Origin of the sequence: Kitasatospora sp. NPDC059571 (assembly GCF_042735675.1) — a bacterium.
GTDB lineage: Bacteria > Actinomycetota > Actinomycetes > Streptomycetales > Streptomycetaceae > Kitasatospora.
This window is the reverse complement of record NZ_JBHWBW010000207.1, coordinates 1-11027: the sequence shown is the minus strand read 5'-3', so window position 1 is coordinate 11027 and position 11027 is coordinate 1. Positions and strand designations below refer to the sequence as shown.

Annotated in this window: 7 protein-coding genes; all 7 read right to left on the bottom strand. The window is 76.5% G+C overall.

Annotation, left to right across the window (positions count from 1 at the left end):
• Positions 1-131: 131 nt before the first annotated feature.
• The 7 genes from ACFV0G_RS22215 to infB all read right to left on the bottom strand — a co-directional run bounded on the left by ACFV0G_RS22215 (position 132) and on the right by infB (position 10983).
• Positions 132-1109 (bottom strand): bifunctional riboflavin kinase/FAD synthetase, encoded by a 978-nt coding sequence (locus tag ACFV0G_RS22215; RefSeq protein WP_380550461.1) that lies wholly within the window; start codon positions 1107-1109, stop codon positions 132-134.
• A gap of 127 nt (positions 1110-1236) precedes the next feature.
• The gene (locus ACFV0G_RS22210) at positions 1237-4815 is read right to left on the bottom strand and encodes a serine protease (RefSeq protein ID WP_380550459.1); all 3579 of its coding nucleotides are present in this window, start codon (positions 4813-4815) and stop codon (positions 1237-1239) included.
• Between the two features lie 300 nt (positions 4816-5115).
• Positions 5116-6021: a tRNA pseudouridine(55) synthase TruB gene (gene truB, locus ACFV0G_RS22205; RefSeq protein WP_380550456.1), complete on the bottom strand. Its 906-nt coding sequence runs from the start codon at positions 6019-6021 to the stop codon at positions 5116-5118.
• 68 nt (positions 6022-6089) lie between these two features.
• The gene (locus tag ACFV0G_RS22200) at positions 6090-7172 is read right to left on the bottom strand and encodes a bifunctional oligoribonuclease/PAP phosphatase NrnA (protein ID WP_380550453.1); all 1083 of its coding nucleotides are present in this window, start codon (positions 7170-7172) and stop codon (positions 6090-6092) included.
• Between the two features lie 2 nt (positions 7173-7174).
• Positions 7175-7615 carry a 30S ribosome-binding factor RbfA gene (gene rbfA / locus ACFV0G_RS22195; RefSeq protein ID WP_380550450.1) on the bottom strand — a complete coding sequence of 147 codons (441 nt, stop codon included), beginning with the start codon at positions 7613-7615 and terminating at the stop codon, positions 7175-7177.
• A gap of 165 nt (positions 7616-7780) precedes the next feature.
• Positions 7781-8077, bottom strand: a complete 297-nt coding sequence (locus tag ACFV0G_RS22190) for a DUF503 domain-containing protein (RefSeq protein WP_380550447.1) — start codon at positions 8075-8077, stop codon at positions 7781-7783.
• Positions 8078-8208: 131 nt separating this feature from the next.
• Positions 8209-10983, bottom strand: coding sequence for a translation initiation factor IF-2 (gene infB, locus ACFV0G_RS22185; protein WP_380550467.1), 2775 nt, complete (start codon positions 10981-10983; stop codon positions 8209-8211).
• Positions 10984-11027: the final 44 nt, after the last annotated feature.

The following is an 11027-nucleotide window of genomic DNA, read 5'->3' as shown; positions in this document are numbered from 1 at the left end:
GGGGGGCGTCCACCTCCGGGGGGGGCCGCTCCCCGTCGCGGCTTCCCTCGGGGGAGCGGGGGGGGGCCATATCGCCCCCCCCCGCGGCCGGACGGCCCGGTGGCGGTGGCATCGAGAGGGGCGGTGGCGGCTCAGTCGGCCGCGTCGGTGAGCACCCGGGCCTGCTTGACGTCGTCGGCCATCCGCTCCAGCAGCGCCTCGATGGAGTCGAACTTCTCCATGCCGCGCAGGTAGGCGAGGAAGTCGACGGCGACGTGCAGGCCGTACAGGTCCAGGCCCACCCGGTCGATGGCGTAGGCCTCCACGGTGCGCGAGGTCCCGTCGAAGGTCGGGTTGGTGCCGACCGAGATCGCGGCCGGCAGCCGCCCGCCCGGACCGCCGTCGGCCAGCGTCCCGTCGGCCGGCACGGTGAGCCAGCCCGCGTAGACGCCGTCGGCGGGGATCGCGCTGTGCGGCACGGTCTCCACGTTGGCGGTGGGGTAGCCGAGTTCGCGACCGCGCTGGGCGCCGCGGACGACCACGCCCTCGACCCGGTGCGGCCGGCCGAGCACCTCGGCCACGCCCGCCACGTCGCCCTCCGCCACCAGGCGGCGGCAGAGGCTGGAGGAGAACGGCTCGCCCGCGCCGGCCGTACCGGTCACCTGGAGGTCGAGCACCTCCACCTCGAAGTCGGCGGCGCGGCCGAGCTCGGCGAGCAGCGCCACGTTGCCCGCGGCGCGGTGGCCGAAGCGGAAGTTCGGCCCCTCGACGACGGCCTTCGCGTGCAGGGCGTCCACCAGCACGGAGCGCACGAAGAACTCCGGCGACTCCTGCGAGAACTCGTGGGTGAACGGCAGCACCAGCACCGCGTCGGCGCCGAGTTCCTCGATCAGCTCGGCGCGGCGCGGCTGCGGGGCGAGCAGCGGCGGGTGGCTGCCGGGGCGGACCACCTCGCTGGGGTGCGGGTCGAAGGTGACCACCACGGCCTTGGCACCGAGCTCGCGGGCGCGCTCGACGACCCGCTCGATGATCAGCTGGTGGCCGCGGTGCACACCGTCGAACGACCCGATGGTGACGACGCTGCGTCCCCAGTCCCCGGGGATCTCCTCCAGGCCACGCCAGCGCTGCACCTGACCGCTCCTCGTTCCTCTGCCGCACCCGCGCGGGGCGCTCGAACACTCAACCCGAGCCCCTATAGCGTGCCATGCGCCCGGCTCGGGCTCGGCACCGGAACGGCCTCCGGGCGGTTCGGGCGGATCAGGCGCGGGCGCGGCCGCTCTCGCGGGGGCCGTCCGCGGCGCCGTGGGCGTCCCGTTCGGCCTCCGCCGCGGCGTACTGCGGGTCGCGTCCCTCGGCGGCGAGCTCCCGCAGCCGCTCGGTCAGCGGCCCCTTCGGCGGGGGCGGGGCGGTGTCCGGCCAGTCGGCGAGCACCCGGGCGAAGGCGGCGGCGTGCCCGGCCGCGCGGACGAGTTCGGCGTCCGCGTCCGGCCAGTGCTCGGCGAGCCGGCGGACGACCTCGCGGGCCCGTTCGGGCGTGCTCAGCGCGCAACCGTCGGCGAACCGCTCCAGGACCGCGGCGAGGACGGCCGGGTCGCGCTCGGCGTCCAGCAGCGCGTCCAGCAGGGCGTCCCTGGCCGGGTCGGCCGAGGCGATGGCCAGCACCGGTGCGAAGACCTTGCGGACGGTGGCGGGGGCGGCCACCACCTCGGCGACCAGCGGCCCGGCGTCGTGGCCGGCCTCCAGCAGGACCTCCAGGTGGGCGGCCAGCCGCCCGGCCCGCTCCGGGTGCTCGCGCAGCTGCCGGGCGGCCAGCAGCACCCCGCGGCGGGCGGTGGCGGCGTCCCGGGCGCCGGCCAGCAGGCGCAGCCCGTCGGCGAACGGTGCGGCCGGCTCCTCCAGGCGGCGGCCGACCGCCGCCACGATCTCGTCCGGGTGGTCCTCCAGCGCCGGTGCGAGCTCGGCGGCGCCGAGGAACGGGTCGTCCGCGGCGTACGCGGCGAGCGCCCGCGGCAGGTGGTCGGACCGGCTCGCCGGGTCGCGCAGCAGCAGGGCGAGGGCGGCGCCGTGCAGGGCGGGCTCGTCCTCTCGGGCGAGCAGGGTGAGCGCGGTGAAGCGGAGCAGGGCCGCCCCCGCGGGGTCGGCCTGCGGGGCCGTCCGCAGGGCGTGCACGGCCGCGGCGACGTGCCGCTCCGGACGCGGGTCGTGGCTCCAGCGGTCGACCGCCCGGCAGAGCGCGGACGGCTCGTCGACGGCCAGCCGGGCCAGCAGGGCGTCCGCCCGCGGGTGCGCGACGTCCACCAGTGCCTCCGTCAACTCGTCGAGGGCGAGCGAGCGGTGGGTGAACAGCAGGTCGTGGGCGAGGTCGGCGACGGTGGCCCCGGAGCCGTCGGCGAGCGGCGCCGCGTCGGAGAACCAGGCGCACAGCAGCGGCTGCACGGTGGCCGGGTCGGCGGTCAGCCGCTCGCGCACGGCGGCGTGGTACGGGCCGTTCGCGGGGTCGGTGCGCACCAGCAGGCGCAGCAGGGCCATCCGGTCGGCCGGGGCGAGCCGCAGGGCGGCCCACCAGGCGGGCGGGAAGGCCGGGTGGCGGGTGAGGCGTTCGAGCAGGGGCCGGTGGGCGGCCGGGACGGGGACGGCGGGGAGGACGGCGGCCAGCAGCCGGGCGGCCCACCAGGCGGACTCGTCCCCGGGCCGGTCGGCCTCCAGGGCGAGGCGCAGCCGGTTCAGCCAGAGGTCCATGGCCTCGGCGCCGCGGGTCTCGGCGACCTGGCGCAGCGCGGCGGCCACCGGGCCGAGGCGGTGCCGCGGGACGCCGTGGCCGGCCGGCTCCGGCGCGTCCGGTGCCGCGGGCGCGGCGGGTGCGGCGGGTTTCTCCGGCGCGGCCGGCGCGGTGGACCGCGGTGCGGACTCCGGTTCCCCCGGCGGTTCGGCGTCCTCGGCTTCGGCATCCTTCGGTGGGACGGCCGTTGCTTCGGCGGCCGGCGCCTGGGGAGGCTGTGCCCCGGCGGGCCTCGGGTCCGCGGGTTTCGGGTCCGCGGACTGCCGGCGGGGCTCGCGGGCCGCCGGCACCCCGGCCGCGGGGCTGCCGCCGTCGACCAGCATCCGCAGGGCCTGGTCGAGGTCCAGGTGGCGCCCCTGGAGCCAGTCGGCCGGGTCCTCGGCGGACGGCCGGAAGCCCTCCCCCGCACGGACGAACAGGCCCTCGGCGAGGACGGCCGGCCCCCAGCCTCCCGCGGTCGGGAACAGCCGCTCGAACTCCTCGGCGGTCAGCCCCCCGTGGCCGGCGCCGAGGAGCAGCCGGGCGGCCTCGTGGACGCGTCCGGCGACCACCACCGCGGTGCGGCGCAGCCGGGCGGTGGACTCGGCCCGGGCCGGCGGCGGTGCGCCGCGCCGGTGGGCGCCCGGTCTGCGGTCGTCCGCGGTGGTGATCCGGCGGGCGATCCGCAGGCAGCGCAGGTCGAGGTGGGCGGCGTAGAGCTCGCCGCGGCCGCCGGGGCGGCCGGTCACACCGGCGGCCCGCAGGTCCCCGGCGGCGCGCAGGGCCTGCGGGTGGGCGGCGTCGGCGGGCGCGAGCAGGGCGGGGTCGGCGCCGAGGCGGTGGGCGACCCTCACGGCGGCCGCGGCCGGCAGCGGGCCGAGCAGCAGGGCGGGGCCGAGGGCGGCGGCGCGGCTCTCCGGCCGGCAGGCGAGCAGCAGCCGGGCCCGGTGCTCGGCGAGCCAGTGGGCGGTGTGCGCCTGCCAGGCGGCGGACGGCTCCGCGAGGGCCTCCTCGGGGGCGTCCAGCAGGACCAGCAGCGGGCGGCCCGCGGCGGCGCAGAGCCGGGCGGCGGCGGCCGGGTCGGGCACCGGGACGCCGAGGGCGTCGGCGGCGGCCGCGAGGGCCCGGGCGACCGCGTCGGCGAGCCCGTCGTCGGCGGGCCGCAGGTCGGCGCCGCGCAGCCAGAGGGTGGGCAGCGGGCGCGGCCCGGTGGCCCGGCGGACGGCGAGGGCGGCGAGTTCGGTGCTGCGGCCGCTGCCGGCGGTGCCGGTCAGCACGGTGACCGGGTGGCACGGCTCCTCGCCGGTGAGGCCGTCCGGCCGCTCCACGCGGTCGGCGGCGAGCGTGGTGATCCGGCCCGGCCCGGCGGTGGCTGCGTCGAGCTGGCGGGCGGTGAGCCTGAGCACCCCGCCGAGGTTGAGGGCGGGCCCGAAGGCGGGGGCGCACTCCGCGTTGCGGAGCAGGACGTCCGGGGGCAGCCCGGGGACCAGCGGGGCGGCGGCGACGGTGTCCGGCCGGTCGCCGCGCAGGGTGGGGGCGAGCAGCCCGAGGACGGCGCCGGTGGCGGCGTCCAGCACGGGCGCGCCGGGCTCCGGGGCCGGTACGGAGGGCGGCAGCCGCAGCAGCAGCGCGCCTGCCACGGTGCGGAAGCCGCCGGCGCCGGTCGGCTGGACGGCGGTGCAGCGGCCGACCACGACGCCGTGCAGCCGGGTCGGCTCGGCGTCCGGCGTCGCGTGGTGCAGGACGGTGACGGGGCATCCGTCGGTGCTCCAGGTGATCGGCGGGACGGCGCCGGGCAGCCCGCCGAGGTGGGCCGTGTGGAGCAGGGCCAGGCCGAGGTCCGGGAGCGCCTGGACGGCCTCCGGGCCGAGCCTGCGGGTGGTGCCGCCGGGCAGCCGGAGCACGGGGGCGGTGAGGCCGGCCACGGTCTCGTACGCGGTGACCACGGTGCCCTGCCGGTCGGCGGGGATGCCGAGGCCGCGCGGACGGCCGTGCTCGTCCGTGACGACGAGCGGCGCCCAGGCCGGCTCGGCCGTCCGCTGCCGTGGTGTGCTGCCCGGCTGGTGTCTGCCCGTCATACGCCCCGCCCTCCCGCCGGGCCGGGAAGCGGTCGGCCCGGCTGCCGTACCGCTGCTGGGGGAGCGTGCCCAGGGCGCACGGGCCACCACCCTGCACGCGCCCTTCACAACTCCGTTTCACTTCGGGCGCTCGCCCGTGAGGGTGAAGCGGAACGGAAAGCTCCTCCGGCGGGGCCGGGGTGGGCTAGAGGGGCCGATGCGGCCCGGCGGACGGGTGCGCCGCCTGCGGCGTTCCGGGTGCGCACGGTTTCCGGGTGCGGAGCGTCCCGGGTGCGATCGAGCCGGCGGGCAACCGGGTGGTCAGCCGACGAAGACGGCGACCGGCTTCGCGCTGGCGCCCTTCTCCTCGACCCGGGCGAGGAAGCGACCGTCCGGGGCGAAGACCGCGATCGGGCCGTCGACGCCGAGGCCGGGGGCGGGGAGCTTCATGCCGGTGGAGATCAGCCGTGCCTGGTCCTCGTCGAGGTCCCAGCGCGGGAAGGCGGCCGCGGCGGCGTCCGCGATCGGCAGCACCTCCAGCTTCTCCTCCAGCTGTTCGAGGGTGCGGGCGTGCTCCAGGCCGTACGGGCCGACCTTGGTGCGCCGCAGCGCCGTGAGGTGGCCGCCGACGCCCAGGGCCGCGCCGAGGTCCCGGGCGAGCGCCCGGATGTAGGTGCCGGAGGAGCACTCCACGGTCACGTCGAGGTCGGTCACCGGGGTGCCGTCCTCGGCCGTCGCGGACCGCCGCTCGTGCACCGTGAAGGAGTGCACGGTGGTGGGCCGGGCGGCGAGTTCGAAGTCCTCGCCCTCGCGGACCCGGGCGTACGAGCGCTTCCCGTCGATCTTGATCGCCGAGACCTTCGACGGGACCTGCATGATCTCGCCGGTCAGCGCCTCGATCGCGGTGCCGATCGCCTCCGGGTCCAGGCCGTCGGCCGGCACCGAGGCGGTGACCTCGCCCTCCCGGTCGTCGGTGATGGTGGTCTGCCCGAGCCGGATGGTCGCCTCGTAGGTCTTGTTCGTGAGCATCAGGTGGCCGAGCAGCCGGGTGGCCCGCTCGACGCCGAGCACCAGCACGCCGGTCGCCATCGGGTCGAGGGTGCCGGCGTGGCCGACCTTGCGGGTGCCGGCCAGCCACCGGAGTTTGGCGACCACCCCGTGCGAGGTGATGCCCTCCGGCTTGTCGACGATGACCAGGCCGTCGGGGCCGGTTCCCTTGCGCTTCATGGGGTTTCTGTTCTCCGGCAGGTGTCGGGTTCGGGCGCCGCCGGGCGGCCGGCGGCGGGTCGGGCTGGTCAGGAGGGCAGTGCGGCGCGGAAGCGGGCGACCACCGCGGCCACCTCGTCGCGCACCGAGAACCCGGCCGCGAACACGTGGCCGCCGCCGCCGAGCGCAGTGCAGACCTCGGCGACGTCGATCGCGCCCTTGGAGCGGCAGGAGCCGCGCAGGGTGCCGTCCGGGTCCTGCTTGAGCACCAGGGCGACCTCGGCCTCGGCCGGGCGGCGCAGCACGTCGATCAGGCCCTCGATCTCCTCGACGGTGACGCCGAACAGCGCCAGGTCCTGGTACGGCACCCAGGTCCACACCAGGCCGCGCCCGTCGGCCGCCTCGGGCTCGTAGACCGCGCGTTCGAGCGCCGCGCCGAGCACCTTGAGGTAGCCGAAGGAGGAGGTGTCCCACAGTTGACGGGAGATCAGGTCGTGCCGGATGCCGGTGGCCAGCAGCCGGCCGGCCAGCTCGTGGGTGGCCGGCGTGGTGCCGGCGTACTTGAACGAGCCGGTGTCGGTGGCGACGCCGGTGTACAGGCAGGTGGCCAGCGCCTGGTCGAGCTCGACGCCGAGCCGGCGCAGCAGTTCGTCGACCAGCACGGCGGTGGCCGGGGCGCCCGGGTCGATCAGGCGGTGGGTGCCGAAGCCCGGGTTGGAGGCGTGGTGGTCGAGGACCACCAGCACGGGCGCGGCGAAGGCCTTGGCGTGCAGCAGGCCGAGCCGGCTCTCCGAGGCCACGTCGAAGCAGAGCACCAGCTCCGGCACGTCCGGGACGGCCGAGGCGGGCACGATCAGCTCCTGGCCGGGCAGGAAGGAGAGCGACTCGGGGACGATCTGCGGGTCGTCGCCGAAGGAGACCCGGACCTCGTACCCCAGTCCGCGCAGCGCGAGGCCCGCGGCGAGCGCGGAGCCGAGCGCGTCGCCGTCGGGGTTGATGTGGCAGATCAGGTCGATGCTGGCGGCCCGCCCGATGGCAGCCACCACCCGCTGCCACTCGTGGTCGAGCCCGGGGGCCTCGGCGCGCGGACCCGGAAGCGCCACGAGGGCAGACTCCACCGTGCTGGTGGAGCCCGCCCCCGCGGTACCGGCCGCCGTCGGCTCGCCGGTCACTGCTACTCGTCCTCGTCGTCGTCGCGCGCCGGGGAGCGGTACGGGTCCGCGTCACCGGCGTACGTGGCGCCGGCGGCGGCGGTGCGCACCGCCGCGTCCGACAGCCGCGCCTTGTCGAGCAGGTCGTCGATGTTCTTCGCGTTGTCGGGCAGCGCGTCCGCGACGAAGGTCAGCGTCGGCGTGAAGCGCACCCCGGTCTGCCGGCCGACCTCCGAGCGGAGGACGCCCTTGGCGCTCTCCAGCGCGGCGGCGCTGGCCTGCCGCTCGGTCTCGTCACCGTAGACGGTGTAGAAGACGGTGGCCTCGCGCAGGTCGCCGGTGACCCGGGCGTCGGTGATGGTCACGTAGCCCAGACGCGGGTCCTTGATCCGGCGCTGAAGCGTCTCGGCGACGACCACCTGGATGCGGTCGGCGAGCTTGCGCGCCCTTGCGGTGTCGGTCACGTTGCCTCCTCGTGCGATGGGCCCGGTACCCGGGTCGGTCGTGCACCCGGTGGGGCCCCTGCCCCAACGTACCTGCCCGCGCCCAGCCTTGTGGGCGCTCTCGGTCCTGATCGGTGTGACGGTGGCGACTCCCGGGATCCGGGAGCACCACCGGGACACCCGTGGTCACTCATCGTCGTCGTGGTGGTAGCGCCTCCGCACGGAGAGCAGCATCACCTCGGGGCGGCCGGCGACGAACCGCTCACAGCTGTCCAGGATCTCGGTGACGTACGCGGCGTCCCCGGCCACCACCGCACAGCCGATCTCGGCCCTGCGGTGCAGATCCTGGTTCCCGACCTCGGCAGCGCACACGCTGTACTTGCGCTGCAGTTCGGCCACGATGGGCCGCACGATCGACCGCTTCTCCTTGAGCGAGTGGACGTCACCCAGAAGGAGGTCGAAAGTGAGTGTTCCTACGAACATGTGTGACAGGTCAGAGCCGACCTGAAGGCCTCGGAGAGATCCCCGCTCGGGGATGTACGAGGACCCTACACAGCGAGACCGGGGCCGGTCGACGGGTTATGCACCCGTCGACCGGCCCCGGACGTGAGCCGTTACGAGCGCGGCTTCTCGCGCATCTCGTAGGTCTCGATGACATCGTCGACCTTGATGTCGTTGTACGAGCCCAGGGTCACACCGGCCTCGAAGCCCTCGCGGACCTCGGTCGCGTCGTCCTTGAAGCGGCGCAGGCCCTCGATGTTGAGGTTCTCCGCCACGACCTTGCCGTCGCGCAGCAGGCGGGCCTTGGTGTTGCGTCGGATGACGCCCTCGCGCACCAGGACACCGGCGATGTTGCCGAACTTGGAGGAGCGGAACACCTCGCGGATCTCCGCGGAGCCGAGGCGCACCTCCTCGTACTCGGGCTTGAGCAGGCCCTTGAGCGCGGCCTCGATCTCCTCGATCGCCTGGTAGATGACCGAGTAGTACCGGATGTCGACGCCCTCGCGGTCGGCCGCGGTACGGGCACGCCCCTCGGCGCGCACGTTGAAGCCGATGATGATGGCGTCCGAGCCCATCGCCAGGTCCACGTCGGACTCGGTGATGGCACCCACACCGCGGTGCAGGATCCGGAGCTCGACCTCCTCGCCCACGTCGAGCTTGACGAGGGCGTCCTCGAGGGCTTCGACGGAACCGGAGACGTCACCCTTGATGATGAGGTTGAGCTTCTCGATGGAGCCGGCGGCCAGGGCGGCCTCCAGACCCTCGAGCGAGACGCGGACACGGCGCTGGGCCATGGACGCGTTGCGGTCGCGGGCGGCGCGCTTCTCGGCGATCTGGCGGGCGGTGCGGTCCTCGTCGACGACGATGAAGCTGTCGCCGGCGCGGGGCACCGAGGTCAGACCGAGGAGCAGGACCGGACGGGACGGGCCGGCCTCGGTGAGGCTGTTGCCGTTCTCGTCCAGCATCGCGCGGACGCGGCCGTAGGCGTCGCCCACGACGATCGAGTCGCCGACGCGGAGCGTGCCGCGCTGGACGAGCAGCGTCGCCATGGCGCCGCGGCCCTTGTCCAGGTGGGCCTCGATCGCGATGCCCTGCGCGTCCTGCTCCGGGTTGGCCCGGAGGTCGAGCGAGGCGTCCGCGGTGAGGACCACGGCCTCCAGCAGCTGGTCGATGTGCAGACCCTGGCGCGCGGAGATGTCGACGAACATGGTGTCGCCGCCGTACTCCTCGGCCACCAGGCCGAACTCGGTCAGCTGACCGCGGACCTTGGTCGGGTCGGCGCCCTCGACGTCGATCTTGTTGACGGCGACCACGATCGGCACACCGGCGGCCTTGGCGTGGTTCAGCGCCTCGACCGTCTGCGGCATGACACCGTCGTTGGCCGCGACCACCAGGATCGCGATGTCGGTGGACTTGGCGCCACGGGCACGCATGGCGGAGAACGCCTCGTGACCGGGGGTGTCGAGGAAGGTGATGCGGCGCTCCTCGCCGTTCACCTCGGTCTGCACCTGGTAGGCACCGATGTGCTGGGTGATGCCACCGGCCTCGCCCGCCACCACGTTGGTCTTGCGGATGGCGTCGAGCAGGCGGGTCTTACCGTGGTCGACGTGACCCATGACGGTCACGACCGGCGGACGCGGCGCCAGCATCTCCTCGTCGCCCTCGTCGGCACCGAAGTCGATGTCGAAGGACTCGAGCAGCTCGCGGTCCTCGTCCTCACGGCTGACGATCTCCAGCACGAAGCCCATCTCGCCGGCCAGCAGCTCGAGGGTGGCGTCGGAGACCGACTGGGTCGCGGTGACCATCTCGCCGAGGTTGAACATCACCGAGACGAGCGCGGCCGGGTTGGCGTTGATCTTCTCCGCGAAGTCCGTGAGCGAGGCACCGCGCGACAGGCGGACGGTCTGCCCGTTGCCGCGGGGCAGCATCACACCGCCGACGGACGGGGCCTGCATGGCCTCGTACTCCTGGCGCTTCGCCCGCTTCGACTTGCGACCACGGGCCGGACGGCCACCGGGGCCACGGCCGAAGGCACCCTGCGTGCCACCACGGGCACCCGGGCCGCCGGGACGGCCGCCGAAGCCACCGGGACGGGCACCGCCGCCACCGAAGCCGCCGCCGCCACCGGCACCGCCGGGACGGGGGCCGCCGAAGCCGCCGCCCGCGGGACGCGAGCCGGGACCGGCCGGACGGCCGGCGAAGCCGGGACGACCGCCGCCGCCGGGCGCACCCGGACGCGCGCCGGGACCACCCGGACGCGGACCCGGACGCGGGCCGGGGCCGGCCGGACGCTGCGGCATCATGCCGGGGTTCGGACGGGGCATGCCGGACGGGCTCGGACCACCCGGGCGCGGCGCGGCGGGACGGGGCATGCCGTCCGGACGCGGGGCACCACCGGGACGCGGGGCGCCACCGGCACCGGGCGCACCGGCGGGACGGGGACGGTCGCCACCCGGACGCGGACGGTCGCCGCCCGGACGGGGGGCGCCACCGGCGCCGGGAGCACCGGCACCCGGACGCGGACGGTCACCGGGGGCACCGGCGGGACGCGGACGGTCGCCACCGGGACGCGGGGCACCCGCACCCGCGGCACCGGGACGGCGCTCGCCGGGGCGGGCCATGCCGGTGTTGCTGGACGTGAAGGGGTTGTTGCCCGGACGCGGACCGGCCGGACGCGGGCCCGGACGGGCCGCGGGGGAGGCCGGACGCTGCGCGGCCGGACGGGCCTCGCGAGCCTCGCCGGCCGGGGCCGGGGAGGAGAACTCCGGCGCCGCCGCGGGCCGCGCGCCCGGCGCCCCCGGCCGCGCCCGCCGCCCCCGGGCCCCGGGGCGGGCCCCCCCCGCGCGGGGACCGGGGGTGCCCCCCGCCCCCCCCCCCCGCCCCCACACGCCGCGGGCGCCCGGGGGCCCCCCCCCCCCCCCCGCCGGCGCGC

Bases quoted from the DNA above. Each gene is read 5' to 3' on its own strand.
- ACFV0G_RS22210 (WP_380550459.1), bottom strand. From the start codon at position 4,815: ATGACGGGCAGACACCAGCCGGGCAGCACACCACGGCAGCGGACGGCC.
- truB (WP_380550456.1), bottom strand. From the start codon at position 6,021: ATGAAGCGCAAGGGAACCGGCCCCGACGGCCTGGTCATCGTCGACAAG.
- ACFV0G_RS22190 (WP_380550447.1), bottom strand. From the start codon at position 8,077: ATGTTCGTAGGAACACTCACTTTCGACCTCCTTCTGGGTGACGTCCAC.